12 protein-coding genes are annotated in these 16,004 nt (G+C 64.7%); 9 read left to right on the top strand and 3 right to left on the bottom strand.

Annotation, left to right across the window (positions count from 1 at the left end; all coding sequences use genetic code 11):
- The first annotated feature begins 30 nt into the window (after nt 1–30).
- Genes BLR33_RS06305 through BLR33_RS06320 form a run of 4 tightly spaced genes read left to right on the top strand, consistent with a single transcriptional unit; the run spans nt 31 to nt 3,623 of the window.
- Nucleotides 31–1,143, top strand: a complete 1,113-nt coding sequence (locus BLR33_RS06305; protein WP_245771191.1) for a glycosyltransferase family 9 protein — start codon at nt 31–33, stop codon at nt 1,141–1,143.
- Complete coding sequence (locus tag BLR33_RS06310; protein ID WP_093783218.1) at nt 1,140–2,276, top strand: magnesium and cobalt transport protein CorA; 1,137 nt, start codon at nt 1,140–1,142, stop codon at nt 2,274–2,276. The genes BLR33_RS06305 and BLR33_RS06310 overlap by 4 nt, the downstream gene beginning before the upstream one ends.
- The gene (locus tag BLR33_RS06315; RefSeq protein ID WP_093783219.1) at nt 2,261–3,022 is read left to right on the top strand and encodes an SDR family NAD(P)-dependent oxidoreductase; all 762 of its coding nucleotides are present in this window, start codon (nt 2,261–2,263) and stop codon (nt 3,020–3,022) included. Before BLR33_RS06310 ends, BLR33_RS06315 begins: the two co-directional genes overlap by 16 nt.
- A 10-nt stretch (nt 3,023–3,032) precedes the next feature.
- The gene (locus BLR33_RS06320; RefSeq protein WP_245771214.1) at nt 3,033–3,623 is read left to right on the top strand and encodes a histidine phosphatase family protein; all 591 of its coding nucleotides are present in this window, start codon (nt 3,033–3,035) and stop codon (nt 3,621–3,623) included.
- 600 nt (nt 3,624–4,223) lie between these two features.
- On the opposite strand, the gene BLR33_RS06325 is transcribed toward BLR33_RS06320, so the two are convergent.
- Complete coding sequence (locus BLR33_RS06325) at nt 4,224–5,348, bottom strand: BsuBI/PstI family type II restriction endonuclease (protein WP_143031642.1); 1,125 nt, start codon at nt 5,346–5,348, stop codon at nt 4,224–4,226.
- On the bottom strand, nt 5,345–7,081 hold the full coding sequence (locus BLR33_RS34180; RefSeq protein ID WP_176930149.1) for a DNA methyltransferase family protein: 1,737 nt from the start codon (nt 7,079–7,081) through the stop codon (nt 5,345–5,347). Before BLR33_RS34180 ends, BLR33_RS06325 begins: the two co-directional genes overlap by 4 nt.
- A gap of 736 nt (nt 7,082–7,817) precedes the next feature.
- Between BLR33_RS34180 and BLR33_RS06335 the strand changes: the two genes are divergently transcribed.
- Complete coding sequence (locus BLR33_RS06335) at nt 7,818–9,872, top strand: ATP-binding protein (RefSeq protein ID WP_093783223.1); 2,055 nt, start codon at nt 7,818–7,820, stop codon at nt 9,870–9,872.
- 627 nt (nt 9,873–10,499) lie between these two features.
- Nucleotides 10,500–11,243: a hypothetical protein gene (locus tag BLR33_RS35075; protein WP_176930150.1), complete on the top strand. Its 744-nt coding sequence runs from the start codon at nt 10,500–10,502 to the stop codon at nt 11,241–11,243.
- Here BLR33_RS35075 and BLR33_RS06345 read toward each other — a convergent pair.
- Entirely contained in the window at nt 11,226–11,549 is a 324-nt protein-coding gene (locus tag BLR33_RS06345; protein WP_093783225.1) for a DUF1360 domain-containing protein, read from the bottom strand. The two genes, BLR33_RS35075 and BLR33_RS06345, sit on opposite strands and share 18 nt — an antisense overlap.
- A 321-nt stretch (nt 11,550–11,870) precedes the next feature.
- Here BLR33_RS06345 and BLR33_RS06350 point away from each other — a divergent pair, with 321 nt between their 5' ends.
- From BLR33_RS06350 to BLR33_RS06360, 3 genes are read left to right on the top strand one after another with little or no spacing between them, the layout of a single operon-like run.
- The gene (locus BLR33_RS06350) at nt 11,871–13,262 is read left to right on the top strand and encodes a 3'-5' exonuclease (RefSeq protein ID WP_245771215.1); all 1,392 of its coding nucleotides are present in this window, start codon (nt 11,871–11,873) and stop codon (nt 13,260–13,262) included.
- Nucleotides 13,259–13,993 (top strand): DarT ssDNA thymidine ADP-ribosyltransferase family protein, encoded by a 735-nt coding sequence (locus BLR33_RS06355; protein WP_093783227.1) that lies wholly within the window; start codon nt 13,259–13,261, stop codon nt 13,991–13,993. Before BLR33_RS06350 ends, BLR33_RS06355 begins: the two co-directional genes overlap by 4 nt.
- A 17-nt stretch (nt 13,994–14,010) precedes the next feature.
- Nucleotides 14,011–15,789, top strand: coding sequence for an ADP-ribosylglycohydrolase family protein (locus BLR33_RS06360; protein WP_245771216.1), 1,779 nt, complete (start codon nt 14,011–14,013; stop codon nt 15,787–15,789).
- The last annotated feature ends 215 nt before the right edge of the window (nt 15,790–16,004 follow it).

The raw sequence follows: 16,004 nt of genomic DNA on the forward strand, positions 1-16,004 counted from the left end.
GGGATCCGCTTCTGCCCGGGAACGGAAGTCGTGGCCGCCGACGCCGTCCACACCACGCCGCTCGGATACGACCGGGATGCTCTCGCCGCCGGAACGCCCCTGCCGGTGCCGGCTTCCGTCGAACTCACTGAGCGTCTGAGCGAGTGCGACGCCATCCTCGTGTCCTTCCACGGCAAGCTCGGCGACTCCCTCCTCGCGCTCTCCGCCGTCCGGGCCCTCTGCAACTGGTTCGCCCTCCGGCCGGATAGGGGTCCGATGCCCATCCGAGCCGAGGGGCCGTACGCGCAACTGCTCGCCCGCAGTGGCCTGATCACCCATCCGCCGGGCGCGGCCTCGTACGCCAGGTTCGTCGTCCTCGGCGATCGGGAGTTCGTCGCGCGCCACCGGGAGAACGCGCACGTCAGCGTGGTGTGTGACCCGGCTGCGCCGCCCTGCTGGTCCAGCGGTGGCCGGGCGTACGCCGACATGCCCGCTCGCTACTACCTCTCGCTCGAACGCCGTCTCGGAGTCCGGCTGCACACCTCCGCGCCCTTCTCCCCAACACTCACGAGCGGTGAAAACCGGCTGAGTCAGCAGTTGCAGGCATCGGGCTGGTTCGACGGCCTGACCATTGCGGCCATCACCGCCACAAGCTGGCCGGAGCGCAAGGACTACACCGCCGAACGCTTCGCAGAGGTGGCCGCGCGCATCGCCGACGCCCGGCGAACCCATGTCCGTCTCCTGCTCGTCGGCGGCGCCCACGACGGCTGCGTACGCATCGCCGCAGCAGAGCCCGGACACGCCGTACGCGCCCTGCACCTCGACGGCCTGCCCGCCGACGACCTCGCCGACGTCTTCCCCCGCTGCGACCTCGTCCTCGGCAACGACACCGGCCTGACCCACCTCGCGGCCATGGCCCGCCGCGCAGACGGCGGTGGCCCGCCCGTGATCGGCCTCTATGCCCGCCACTCGCACAGCAAATGGCGCACAGGCCAGCCCCACCATCACGCGGTGGCCACCCCGTTCTCGGAACGCATGCACCAGGGCGACCTCTGCCCCGTACGCGACGTCATCGCGCCGGACTCCGACGTCCACCTCGACGCGATCACCCCGGGTTCGCTGGCCCGCGTCTGTGCGGATCTGCTGGGCGGAGCCGAACGATGACCGCGGAACCCCGGTGGCGGCTCGGCCGCGTACGGCGTGCCACCCGAAACCTGCTCCTTCCTCTGGACGTCCGCGGCCACCCGCTGCTGATCAAGTACACCCGCAACCGTGACGAGGGCCGTCAGGAAATCCGTGGCCACGCCCGGCTGCTCGGCCACTACCGCGTTCCCGCGCTCCACGCCCACCTGCGCGTCCCCGGCGGATATCTGCTGGCCTACGAGCGGCTGCCCGTAAGCCACAACCGCGGATTGCTCCTCGACCTGCTCAACACCGAAACGCCCACCGCGGACCTGCTGGAGTACATGGACGAACTCACGACCGCCTACCGCGACGTCATCCTGGAGACAGCCCGGCAGACGAAGCCCGCTGCCATCCTCCGCAAGCTGTACTGGGACCGAGCTGCACCTGGTGGACGCCTGGACACGTACTACGCCGGCACCGACTTCCCCGTTGCCGACGGCATCATCGACGTGCCGGTCTCCCGCCTCGCCGAGTACGTCCTGGTCGTCAACGGCCGGCAGTTCCACTTCGACTGGACAGCCACCCTGCGCTGGCTGCGTGACCACTTTCGGCACGACGAACCCGTCTGGGCGGCCCTCACCCAGGGCGACCCCACCGACGTCAACCTGGCTCATCCCCTCGCCTGGCTCGACTACGACACCGCCGGCCTCAACAGCATTCCGGGCGAGTTCGCCAACTTCCTCTGGTACGTCTGCGCCCTCGGCGGCTGGCTGGTCCCCACCTACAACCCGGCCGCCTTCGCCGACCATCCCGCCACGTTCACCCACGTACGCGCCAACAGGCCCCGCCCCGGGCGGGCGTACATGAACCTGGGCACTCGCACGATCCGCATCGACTACACCGCACCCCTCTCCCCGCCCCGACGTGCTGCCGCAGCCGCCTACTGGCAACACCTCGTCCAGCCCGTCGCGGACAAGCTCTGGCCCGACGAAGACCTGGCCGGACTCCTCCGCCCCTACCTGGCGATGCGCATCCTCGCCGTCTACAACCTGGCCGACCTCCCCCCTACCGACCGGCTGCTCCTCCTGGCCCGCCTCGCCGAGACGATGAGCCCGTCCTTCAACCCCCTCACCTTCTTCTCCATCGAGGAGGCACGATGCCCGGCCCGCTGACCGGCCACACCGCCCTGGTCACCGGTGCCACCGGCGGCATCGGCACTGCCATCGCCCGGCGCCTGGCCGCTGATGGTGCCGCCGTCGTCCTTGCCCACCTCGACGACCGGGACACCGCCCACATCCTCGCCGACGAGATCACCGCCGACGGCGGCACCGCCCGTCCCGTGGGAGCCGACCTGCGCGATCCGGACGCCGTCCGTGCTCTCTGCTGTCAGGCCCACACCCGTTCCGGCCCCATCGACATCCTCGTCAGCAACGCCGGCGCCTACCCCCGCACCACGTGGGCCGACACCACCCCCGCCGTCTGGGACGACATGCTGGCCACCAACCTCACCAGCCACTACCTCCTGGCCCACGAGCTCACCCCGACCATGGCCACCCGCGGCTGGGGCCGCATCATCACCATTGGCTCCGTCCTCGCCACCGCCGGCCGTCACGACCTCTCCGCCTACATCAGCGCCAAGGCCGGCCTCGAAGGACTCACCCGGGCGCTCGCCCGCGAACTCGGCCCCACCGGCATCACCGCCAACTGCGTGGCCCCCGGCTCCATCGCTGTCCCCGCCGAAGCCGCCGTCGTCCCCGACCAGGACTCGATGACCACCCGTCAGCTCGCCCGCCAGTGCATCCAACGCCGCGGCCGGCCTTCGGACGTGGCCGCCGCTGTGGCCTTCCTCGCCGCCCCCGACGCCGCCTTCATCACCGGCCAGACCCTGCGCGTCGACGGAGGCTGGGTCCTTGGCTGACATCTATCTCATGCGCCACGCCGCCTACGAAGGCCACCGCCCCGGCCACCACGCCCCACCCGACGCCCCCCTCTCCGCTGAAGGCCGCGCCCAAATCCACCGCGCCCTTCCCCTCCCGGAGGGGATCACCGCCATTGTCACGAGCCCTCTCCTCCGCGCCCGTCAGACCGCTGACCTCCTCTCCGAACTCACCGGCATCCCCGTCATCGACACGACACCACTCCTGGCGGAATGGCACGCCCCGAGCATCGTCATCGGCCGTACCTCGGAGACCTACCCACCCGAATACCGAGCCTGGCGCGAGCAGCGCGCGGCGAACCCGTCTCTGGCGTGCGGGGATGGCGAGAGCCCTACCGATTTATACGCGCGAGCCAACCGCTGCGTCGACCGACTACTCCGCATAGCCGAAAGCCAGGGCCGCGCCGTTCTTGCTGTTTCTCATAAAGTGCTCCTCGGCGTCCTAGTCCGTCTCGCGGAAGGTCCCGGGGCGTTCGACGCCAGCATCCGGGCGGCCTGGCCTTTCGCGGAGCTGTCTCCAATGTTGCCGTACCTGCATGATTTTAATGTTGGCTGGACTTGTAGAGCACCAGGCGTTGGTTAATGGTGCTGTCCTATTTGTTCCCGAGGAGAAGCGGCAGGACGACCTTCAAGAAGGTACACGGCCTCGGGGCCGTCGTCCGGCATACGGGGCGCGGGAAATGGGCCCACGTCTGGAAGGAGAGGCCAAGCAGGCACAATGAGCCGGTCGCCTTCGGCCTGTCCTCTTCCCCCCATCCTTTGGCCGCTACCGGATACCGAGCGAGAAGATTCTGAGCAGCGTGCTGGCGCGTCTTGATTCAGCCGAGCTCAGTGCGGCCGGCCGGGGCGTGAACAGAGCCGGGCCCACCAGGCTGGCGCCCGGGCCGATCCTCTGCACCGCAGGCGCCAGGCGATCGCAGGTGGGCGGCAGGTGCCTACGCGCGGGTCACAAGTCAGGACCTACAACACGCCACAGTGCTCACCGCCACCCGCGACCTGATCCGCGGCACACTCAAGCTGGCCGGATACCCAGCACTGCCGCCGGATGCCGGCTCACCGAACGCCATCACGTCCACGCCCTTGACAGCATCACGTGCTCATCAAGACACGCGAGACAAACGCCAGGTCCTCGATCTGCCTGGTGCGGCTCTGATATTGGAGGAGCGGCTGGCAGGCAGTCCGGTCACGCTGAGGGAGGCGACTCCGGGCTATCAGGCAGACTGTCCCACGTCAGCACCATGGCGGGCTCATCGAGATACCACGAGTGAGAGTGGTTGGCGAGTTTCGGTAGCGCAACCTTTGCCGGACCGTACCCCCTGCCCTCGAACGCCGTGAGGAATCGGCACTTATCGATGGGAAGACCACCCTTTGATGCCCACTTAATGAATTCCTTCTTGCGTGCCTCTGTGATAGGGCCGTCAGTCGCCACGGCCTCAATAAACCAGAAATGCCCGCGCTCTTTGGCTAGATCCACGATAAGGCAATCGGGCAGCAGCTTAGCCGCATCAAGCGGCATCTTGATTTTTTTTAGGAAGGCAATATCCTCGGGTCGCGCCTTTTCTTCGGACTGAGAGATGAAGAGAACCCTCGGTTCCAGCATCACGCGGGGGCAGAATTTTTCGATTACACCCTTCAGAATCCAACTGCTCTCACCTGTCGAGAGCTGCCTTACCGTTCCGTCGGGAAGGTGAACTGAAACCCCTGCCTCGCCCTTGGCCTTTCTGCGCACCTCGTCGACTCGGGATAGCGCTACTGGACCAAAAGCCTCGTTTTGCCACGCTTTTATGGCCTCATTCAGCTCCTCGCCCACCAGGGCAGGGTCGAGTAGTTTCGCGAACTCCGGGGCAAAGGTGTAGCGGGCTTTCGGAGAAGTGGTCTTTACGCTTTCATCGACCCGAACCACGCCGTGGTCCATCCAGGATCGCAACGTCTGATCACGGAGTGGCTCCCGCGTATGCTGTGCATACCAGGTTTCACCACGCTCAAAACCCATGCTTTGGCAGAACTGCAAGACCGCTTTTTCGCTACGCATCGCGGCGAGATAATATCCAGTCCTGATGGAGTCTTCTCGGCGCATGGCAAGTGATTCACCCATCCAGTAAGCGGTAGACGGTCGAATCGGATGTACGTCACCGATTGCGCCGACGTACATCATGGTGAAGGCCAGTGCGCCGGCTCCAGGATTGGCCGAATCTGTAGTCCCCGTAACCGAGGGAGGCAAAATGACGGCCAGTCGCGCTTGGTACTCTTCGCGGCCTGTCAGGAGGGCAGGCAAATGGGGCGAATCGTTTTGGTCTGTCTGCGTCACGCCTCCAGACCATATACGGCGTTGATCGCTGCCGGAAGTTCGTCATCCGCCAGACTCGCCCAGGACCGGAGCGCCTTGGGGCCCGGAAGAGGCAGGGCTGCAAGCTCGTACGCCGAGATCGCAACGGAGCCGGTGAGGCAGCGGTAGAGGCGATCAAGAGCATCTGAGTCCAGCAAGGCCGTGAGGAGCCGAGGAGTGAGGAGCCCGTCCGACTCCGGGTTGGTCAGGACGTTGACGTGATTTTCGACAGACACCCGACCACCCCACTGAGCCAGCGTCGCCGAATCCAGCGTCGCCGCCAGAAGGCGTCTCGGCTGCTCCGGTGCGGTGGTTCGCTGCACGAGGACGGCAGGGCGGGCCAGGACGAGAACGCGCTCATCGCCCTCAGCAAGGTGGAGGTAGCGGAGCTTGTCCCGATTGGGGTCCTGATGCAACTGCCCGCCGTCCAGGTCACCAGCCCAGATGATCTTCACGGACGCGCGCGAGGGCTTGGCAGACAGTTGCTCCTTGCGTCGATTCCACACCAACGGGCCGGTCGAAACGGACCAGCCGTAGTCGGCGAGACGCTTCGGCATCTTCCGCGCAGCTCTGACCAGGGGGAGATCTTCCGGCTGGCGGGGAAGGAGCCATGGTCGATCTGGGGTCGCCGGCAAGCGGCCCTTGCCAGTCCCCTCACTGGTCAGCCGGCCATTGAGGGTCAGACGCTCACACGCCACGGCCTGTGGGGCACGGCCCTTGCGGAAGGTGGCGAGCACCGTTTCTTGGAGGACTCCCGTCGAAAACACCCCAGAACGGTCAGTCACATGCGCAAGCCGTGTCAACGGGGTCGTATCTGCCAGGTAAGCGCGGAGCCGCTGAAAGTAGGAGCCCCCGAGCCATCCAGCTGGGACCAACGCGGCCGCAACGCCGTCGTCAGCGAGGTGTTCCGCGACAGAGGCCATGAAGAGTCCGTAGCGGTTGGCGTGCCCGAACACCACATGCTGCCAGCGCTCACGTTCAGCTTCCGAGAGCCGGACCCGGCCGTACGGCGGATTCAGAACGGCAATCGCAGGAGGAGTGGGAGGTGGCGTCAGACCGTCTCCCACCTCTAGAAGAGCGGGGAGAGGACGACGCCTCGACAGGGGCACCATGGCCCAGATCGGCAGAAGTTCGGCTGCTAGAAGGACGTTCCCCAGTTGCACGGCAGCTGTATCGAGGTCTCGACCACCAATGGCCGATCGCACTGCAGTCAACGCCACTTCGGGCTGGGTGTTCGCCTGCTCTCTCACCCAAGATCGCAGGGCTGGCAGTAGCAACATGCCCGCTCCGCAGGCCGGATCCCAAACAAGTCCGTTCACCCGGCGGCCAAGGGCCTCCGCTGCGTGCGTGTAGAGCGCCTCAGCCAGCGGGGCCGGCGTGTAGTGGCGCCCCTCTGCCGTCCGAACGGCACCATCGAGTGCGACTACGTAAGCGTTGGCGAACTGCTGCGGAGAGGCATCGAAGAGATCCTCGCGGGGGGCAACGGAGGCCAGTCCCTGCCATTCGAAGCCTGGTGGAAGCGCCATCTCATCCTCAAATCCCAACGTCTGGGAAGAGGTCACCCCCGCCTCGGCGGCGCGGCGTCGCCACCAGTGCGGAAGGGCTGCGAGCACGGCCAGTGCCTGCGCCGAAAGGTCAGCCGTGTCGCGGGCTGCCAAGAAGCCGCGCTGCGCGCGATTCGCCCTGGCGACTGTCACCACTCCGGCTTCGAGCACCGAGGGCCCCTTTCCCATCTTGCCGTGCTTCGGCTGACTGACAGCGCGTGTGTTGCCTTGCGAGGATTTCACAGGACCGCTCGCGGATCTCAGCTCCTGCACCTTTCTCAGAGGGTGGCTGGCGAGATGTTATCGAGCTTCATCCCGACCACGCCTCCCACCTGGCCTTTTGTCAAGACCAGTACGTTGCCATGGTTGGCGTGGCGGTTCCAGTCCCGACGGGCGTTTTGCCGTCCGCCGTGCGCGAATCTGCCCAATCGGGGCGAAAGCGGTAAATGGTGCTAAAGGGTGCTTTCTCTGCGCTGGCTCAGCCGAAGGCACCAGAATGCAAGTAGGGGGTGTCGTACCGGGCGCGGAGCCGGCACCCGCCATCGTTTAGACCCTCGCTTGGTACAAGGTCAACCCAGACGCTGACGACGTGTGACGCGCCCAGGGGTGTTGATGCCCCAGCATGGCAACCCTTGTCGGATGTCCTGGAGCGGCCCTTCTCGAGGCAGGCAAGGTTGCGGTGCCCGCGACTCAGTCTGGTGGTGGGGGGGGGTGGTCTGGTGGTCGACACGCCTCTGCTTGGCGCCCTGGCTGACAGAGTTCAGGTACATGCCAGCTCGATCCAGCCAACTGTCCCTTGTAGTAGGGAGCTTATTTAGCCATGTTCCAAGGACAGTGTGTTGAAGTGGCTACGCTGCGTGCCGCAGAGATCTTGCGAAGTGGGCGGATCTGAACCGAGGGGGAACGCTTGAGCACTCATCTGCGCTTTGCGCCGGAGATCCTGATCCGCCTGGGTGAGGAGCTGATTCCGCACCCGGATCTCGGGGTGATCGAGCTCGTCCGCAACGCGTACGACGCGGATGCGACAAAGAGCGTCGTCCAGCTCCGCAACGCCACGCAGCCTGGCGGCACGCTTGTCGTCGAGGATGATGGTGACGGCATGACGGCCGAGGACATCCGAGAGGGCTTCCTGCTCATCGGGAGATCGTCAAAGCCTGGCGCACCAGACAGTCGCTCCAATCGCCGTCGAATCGGGGAGAAGGGCCTAGGCCGGCTCGCGGCGTTGCGCCTCGGGCGCCGGGTTGAGCTGGTCTCTCGTCCGCGCAGCGAGCCTGGGATCGAGCACACGCTGGTGATCGACTGGTCTGACTACGACTCGGCTCACTCGGTTGAAGAGGTCGAGCTCACCATTACCAGTCAGCCGACTACGAAGGCCCCCGGCACTTCGTTGACTGTGCATCGGTTGCGGCAGGGGTTCGATAAAGAGCAGATGGAGCGGCTTGCCCGTGCCATGCGGCTCCTCACGGGGTTTTTCAACGACGAGGACACGGGCTTCACTGCCACGCTCATTGCCCCCCAGTTTGATCAGGTATCAGATGCGGTGAACCGAAGCTTCTTCGATGAGTACGAATATAAGCTCGAAGCTCATCTCGACGAACAGGGGTATGCGAGTACCGTCCTTTATGATTGGCAAGGTCGGGTAATTACCCAAGGAGAGCACATCGACGTCGCGCCGGATAATCGTGGGGGCAATCTGCAGCCTCCTCTGCGATATCAAGCGCCAGTCGCGTCATTTGAGCTGTGGATGTTCCTGCTGGATAAGCGTTCGTTCGAACTGCGTGGCTCGAAGAATAAATTCGCAGACCTGCGCCCTTGGCTCCGGGTTGTCGGGGGTGTTCACCTGTTCCACCGCGGGCTGCGTGTCCATCCCTACGGAGACCAGGGTTTCGATTGGCTAGACCTGAACCTTCTGCGGGCCCGTAACCCGCAACTACGGCCCTCAACCAACAACAGTATTGGGCGGGTGTTGGTGGAAGACCCGGATGGTCTTCTCGTTCCCAAAACTGACCGCATGGGTTTCCAGGAGAATGCTGCCTTCATTGAACTCCGTGATTTTGCGCGAGGCGCCACGGAATGGGCGGCCAAGGAACGGAAGAGGATTCGCGACGCTGACCGGCTTGGGAAGCCTGTGTCGGCTCGCCGCCCTGAGTCCGCCCCTGGCGACGGCCGCCGCGAGGATCCCGCTGGGTCCGCAGGCGGTCGTGAGTCTTTTGAGACGGCATCTCAGCCGGAACTGTTGACCTTGCCGCCGGCCCTGCCTCTTCAGCGTCAAGTGGCCAGCTTGCGGCTGGTGAGCCCCGACCGGCTGCTGTATCGCTCCCTCGCCACTGTCGGTATCCTTGCGGTCGCGTGCGCGCATGAGGTAGCGACTGGAAGGGAGGCCGGCGAAACTGGTCTTTGGGCCGCCGAACTTACGGAAATTGCTGCGCGAGCGACCCGGCCGGATAGTTTGCGAGTTGAGGTCCTCGACCTTAACCGCACCGTCGGAGAAGCCTTGAGCGTGGTGCGCCCTCAGTTGGAGCGGCGTGGCATCATTCTCAATGAGGAGTTCTGGGACGAGCCGATCAGTGTCGCGGGCTCTGTTTCGGACCTGGAATCAATCGTCTTCAACCTGGTAGCCAACGCCATGAGCGCATTTGCACGGGCAGGTGATCTGTTGGGGGAGCGAGCGATGCTGGTTCGCACCAGGGTCGACGACGGCCGTGCACTTGTTGACTTCTCGGACGCGGGGCCGGGCATTGTCGATGTCGACATCGTAGAGATGTGGCGCCCGGGGGTAACTGGTGGAGGCGGAGGGGCCGCGAACGCAGGACTCGGACTGACGGTTGTCCGGGATGCCGTGGCCGACTTGTGCGGCACACGCTCCGTTGTGGATGAGGGAGCCCTTTCTGCCGACCCGTATGGGGAGCTGGGGGGCGCGTCCTTCCACATCCGTCTGCCGCTCTGGTCTTCCGGCGAGTAGTGACGAAAGGTCCAAGACGAACCTTCTCTTGCCAACGTGCGTGAGCATTGCGTGAGCAGATGGGGCGGCACAGAGTGGACTGAGTGGCACACAAGTCTCGGTTGCACGCTTCTGACCAGGAAAAACGAGATTTCGTGGTACTGCCCAGCGCAACCCAGGATGATTTTGCAGGCTCTCGTAATGCGTAGGTCTCGGGTTCGAATCCCGAAGGCGGCTCCACGAAACCCCAGGTCAGATACCAGCTGACCTGGGATTTTTGCTTTTCCGCCGCACCTGGCTGGTTCTCCCGTGCGGCAAGTGAGCGCGAGGGGAGCGACATTCGGGCAGGCGAAGGACATCGAGCTGCTCCCGGGGAGCGCGTGGTGTGCGCCGCAGAACTCGGCCTGGGGCTGCTGGCGCGGTGGTCCGGCGACGGCGCCAGACGCTCTCGACCGGTCGTCGCGCTGAGCCCGGAGCGCGGATGGCTTTCGTGTGGAGCGGTCTCTCATCCCTGCCGACTTGTGGCATCCCGACAACAGGCAGCCCGTACGCTGGTGAGGTGCCGGATATTCAGCAGAGTGTGGATTTCAAGGCGATCGTCGCCCAGACGAGCGCGGTCTGCTGACCCGCGGAGTCGAGGTCGAGCCGGTGGCGGTACGCGATGTCGTGGCGCTGATGGTCCGCTCGGTTGCCGAGCGCGTGAACATGGATCCGGAGGAGGCTCTCCACCTGGTGCGGCCGGAGTCGGTCGCCGAGGCCATCATCGCGGCTGCCGACCCCGGCCGCGAAGGCGCGCAGCACGTGTACGCGGTGTGTCCGGTACGGGTCGATGCCAGCACCGTTGCGGTGCCGGTACGGACGCCGGGCCGCCGGGTGATGGCCGCCGCGCAGGCCGGGAAGTACGCGACGCTGGACGGCGATGGCCGGACCGCCTCGCACGCGCTGGACCTGGCGACCGAGATCGGTTCGGCTCCGGCCACCGGGGGCGTCGGTGACGAGGTCGACCTGCTGGTCGGTGTACTGACCGAACTCGACAGCGTTGCCGAGGCCGTAGCCCTGCGCGTTGAAAGTGACGGCTGGAGCATCTGCCCGTGCGGCGAGCAACATGGTCAGGACGAAGTGGACGCGGGTATGCCCGCGACTCTGCGCGCAGACGGCCGCTCTGGCTCGCCGCTGGAGCGACTGCTGAAGGGACATCTAGAGCACATCCCTCCGCTGTCCGTTTCAGGAACGGGAGGCGTCATGCTTGGCTGTCCCCTTCTCCCGTACGACGCTGCTCTCATAGCGCTTGGACACGGCTTCGGCCGTGGCCTTGGAGCCGGTGAACAGCACTCGGCCGCTGCCGCCGTTACGGTCTGCCGCGCGGGGAGGCACTCAACTCGCTGTGCGTGATGGTGGGCAGCATCTTCGCGTTCGCCCCTTGGACTGTGAGGACCCCGCGACGAGGACGGGCGCGGTATCCCACCGGCCGGCGATGAGGAGCCAGGTCGCCAGGAGTGCCCCGGACAGCCACCAGCCGGCGCAGTAGACGCAGGAGATCAGTGTCACCCCGGCCTCGCGGTAGCCGGACTGGGGGCGCTGCTGCTGCCAGGTGTCGATGCGCGTATGGACCGGGTCGAGGATCGAGTCGTGGACGACGAGCTGCGTGGCGCGGTAGCCGGCCAGGGCGAGAAGGGCGAGTTCTGCAGGACTGATCATTGTGTCCCCTTGGTGGAGATCATGTTGGTGGAGATCATGCCGAGTTGCGCGGTGCATGACGGACCACCCGGAATGATCAGTTCCGGCGGGAAGTCCGCAGGTCAGAACCCCATTCCGATCAGGAACTATGGGCGGCGGGGCGAGGGGGTCAGAGCAGCGCCATCATGTGCGCATTCGGCATCGGCTCCTACAAGCTGTCGCCGAACAACGCAGTAGGGGTCACACTTAGCGAGAATGTCTGATCATCGGATAAGCTGTGGCTCTCTCTCGGCGGTGCCATGCGAGTGACTCTCCCATCCGCCGGTGATCTACAGGGGGATGATGGTGGGTCTACCTATACCTCAGGGTCATCAGCGCGACGTTGTTTACTTGACGGCACACGGTCATCAGGTCGTTCTAGGAACCGCGGGCACGGGCAAAACCGTAATGGCGATCCACCGTGCGGCGCATTTGGCCGATGTCCGTACCCGAAACGGGGGGCCTACGCTTCTGCTTACGTACAACAAGTCCTTGGTCACATACCTACGGCATCTCGCTCACGAGTTGCCTGGGGTCACAATCGAGACTTACGGGACGTTCGCTCGTGGGTACCTGGCCGCACGGGGTCGCATGGGCTACAACCAGATCGCTGACCCGGACCAGCGGAGGCTTTTCGTCGAGCAGGCCGTCAAGAACACCGCGGCGGCGTACAAGCCAAGCTCATTCTTCGACCGAGCAACGGACTTCTTCCTGGACGAGCTCGAGTGGATCGATGGTAATGGGCTCGCTAGCGTAGAGGGCTATCTCGCTGCGGACCGGGTCGGTCGGATGGCTGCCCTGCAACCAAGTCAACGGCGAGCGGTCTGGAATATTCGTAAGAACTACATGGCCACCCGCGCGGCGGGCGGTTACCCTTACGACTGGGCGGCGCTGCCCGCTGCAGTACGTACCTCCTTGGCTGCTGACATGACCGCCCGTCGCTACAAGCACATTGTGGTCGATGAGGCGCAGGACCTCTCTCCAGAGTCGATCCGCTCGCTGGCCGAAGCAATCCCCAGAGATGGCAGCCTGACCCTGTTCGCGGATTATGCCCAGCAGATTTACGGACAGCGGGTGTCGTGGCGCTCTTGCGGTCTGAAGGTCGCGAAGACCGAGGTTTTTCTCGACAATCATCGCAACAGCCCGGAGATCGCTCGCCTCGCGATCGCCATGGCGCAGATGCCCCATTTTAGGGATTCGGCTGACCTGGTGGAACCCCGTGCGCCGCAACGTGCGGCCGGTGCCAAGCCCACCCTGGTTTCTTATCCGTCGATCGAGGTTGAGGCAGCCGGAGTCGCGGCCAGCGCTGCGACCTTCGGGAAAGTTGCACGAGTTGGGGTGCTAGCTCGCACCCGCGCAGAAGCACGCCTAGCGGTCCGTGGTGTCGCGGGCGTCCGGATGCTGCACGACAAGATGCAGCGGTGGGATATCGAAGCCGGCGTGTACGCGGGCACGTACCATTCTGCCAAGGGCCTGGAGTTTGATGTTGTATTCCTGCCCTTCTGCGGAGCTGCACGATGCCCCGACAGTGACACGGTCGCAGCCTTCGGGTATGACGAAGCTGCGAGCCGGGAGAGTCGCTTGCTCTACGTCGGCGTGACTCGCGCTCGTGATGAGCTCATAATCACCCACACCGGTGACCCGACGCCGCTGCTGCCAGCGGCCGAATCAGGGCTTTATCAGGTGACGACATGACTGGCCAAGTCAACGCCGAGGTAGCCGCCGCGCTGGCCACCCATCCACTGGCCCGACTGACACACTTCACCCCTTCGCTGAACCTGCCCAATATCTTCACTGACCGTCAACTCCGCAGCGCAAAAGACCTCTCTGCGGACGTACGCGCCCACTATCGAGCCACTGATCTACAGCGTCTGGACGGTTACCCGGATAAGGTCTGCTGCAGCCTGCAATACCCGAACGGCTTTTACTTCGATATAGCACGACGCAAGCCCGATGCTATTAACTATCCCGACTGGGTCTGTCTTATACTGGACAAGAGCGTTTCCGCAGTAGAAGGCACTCTGTTCTGCCCGCGCAACGCCGCCGCAGCAGGTGGCCTTGCTGTACCCGGCGTAGCTGGCCTGAACAGATGCTACGCCCCCAACGTGCGTGGCCAGGGCGGACAGATCCGTACCCGCGGCCCTCGACACGACCCGGGCAGCCCGACCGACGTCCAGGCCGAAGTGCTCGTGACCGCGCCTGTGCCGATGTCAGCGATCCATGCGATCGTGTTCCCTACTCAAGCCGCAGCAATGGAGGAGTACGGACGGCTTGACCGGTTCGGCACGCTCCCGCCAGACGGCATGCAGTGGGTGATCTCTCCAGGTATGTTCGACAAATGGGCTATCGCTGCAGCCGTTCAGACCAGCCGCTACTTCCCCGAGACCACCTGGTCACCAGAGGCTTCACCAAAGGCGACATCATGATCAGTACCACCGACGCCATGTCGCGGACTGCACGGGGCGTCTTCCTGGGCGCAGCGGTTGGTGACGCGCTGGGATGGCCGCAGGAGGTTCGTGGTGGTCTAGTTGGCGGGCAAAAAGAACGTGACCGGGCTACCCCGCGGCCGGAGTTTCGGAGTTGGACCAGACACGCTGGCCATTACTCCAGGCGCTATCGCGACCCGGTCCGCGTCGGCGAATACAGCGATGACACCCAACTGTTGCTGGTCACGGCCAGATCCTGCCTTGCCGGTGAGCGTTGGTGGGAACGGCTCACCGAGGTCGAACTCCCTACCTGGCCGCTATATCAGCGTGGCGGTGGCGGAGCGGTCCTAGCCGCGGCCGCTTCATGGGCAGACGGGCGTCCGCCCTGGCGCGGCGACGGGCCCGCACGGGTCCAGGCCGTCGAGAGGCGCTACCGCAGCGCTGGGGCCAACGGCGTAGCGATGCGCATAGCCCCTCACGTGTTTTGGGCCGACACTTCCGACGACCTGATCCAGCGCATTGTGCGCGACGGCATCACGACCCATGGCCATCCCCGAGCACTGGTTGGTGCGCTGGTCTACGCCTTCGCCCTCCGCCACGCCGCCACGTCTCGAACGACGCATGGATTCGGTGACAGCGTCGAGGCAGCCGCCGCTGGCCTGGTTGACATCGACCGTGTCCTCCCGGTACTGCCCCAAGGCTGGGGCACCGCCAAAGATTTGGAACTGTTCGCGGTTACCTGGGATGACACTAATAAGGAAACCTCCCAACTCCTAGGCAGCATCGCAGACTCACTGCATCGCGGTGCCATGAGCAACCCCGAGGCGACCTTGGAACGGCTCGGCTGCGCCGATCCGAAGATCAACGGCGCCGGAACAGTCAGCGCGGTTGCCGCTATCTACCTTGCGAGTCGATTTGCCGCACGCCCACAGGGCGGTCTACTCTCTGCTGCCTTCCTGCGCAAGGCCGACACCGACACTCTGGCCTCACTCACTGGGGCAATCCTCGGCGCACTGCACGACACGCATTGGCTCGGGAACCTGGCCGCTGAGGTGCAAGATGCCGACTACATCGCCAGTCTGGCCGATCGCAGCGCCAGTCACGTCACCGACCCACCACGGTGGCCGACCCGCCGCCCGAACGCACTACGCCGCGCGCTGAACGACACTGTTCTTTCCCGTCGCGATATCCACGGTGAGTTCCCTGACGGGCGCCAGTATCATCTCGATGACCTTGCTGCTCTCCACGATGGTCGCGTACTTCGCGCACGACTTCGCCTTGACGATGGCCAGACCGCACTTGTCGACCTGCTCGCAGACACGACAACCGAGTCTAATGAGAGAATGCGCGAGCAATCATCTCGGCGGCCCCAGCCTAATTCTGGGCGGCCCAGCGATAAGAGTGATCCGGCTACTATTGACAACGAGAGCGCAATACGCTACCCGCTCACGGCACCGTCACCGACAACTGACTCTACTCAGCGGGAAGCCGACGTTATGCTCGCGACGCGCAGCATTGCTCGGTCTGCGGCCTTCTACGCCCGACTCACCGGCCGTGACATTCCCGTACGTGCTGGCACCGCCGAGGTCACCGCTGGCCTGCTTCTTCACCAATCCGCCGCGGGGAGATTGATTGATGGCTCGTCTGTAACTTTGCACATCACTGTCAACAGCCTTCACGAAGCTGCACGTCGCCTTGGCCTCGATACTATCGCCAGGAGTAGCCCCACCGCTACTATCGAGGTGCGTGATCCCGATGGCCGCATCGTGCGTATTAGCCAGCGTTCACCTTCGTGACAGATTGCTTAATTGGTCACGGTGGGCGCGTGCTCGATACGTGAGCTGCCAATCTCAATGAACTTTATAAAGACGGCTTCATGCCGCTTCAGTCTGGCGTTGCCCAGGTGTCTGTGAGCAGGGAATGCTTCGGGTCATCGTTGGACAGGAAGCAGGGTGACGCGGGGGTCGTCGCGTACCTCGTCGACCTTGTAGTCGTCCTGGGGCGGGTACGC

The sequence above is a fragment of the Actinacidiphila guanduensis genome, from assembly GCF_900103985.1.
GTDB classification, from domain to species: domain Bacteria; phylum Actinomycetota; class Actinomycetes; order Streptomycetales; family Streptomycetaceae; genus Actinacidiphila; species Actinacidiphila guanduensis.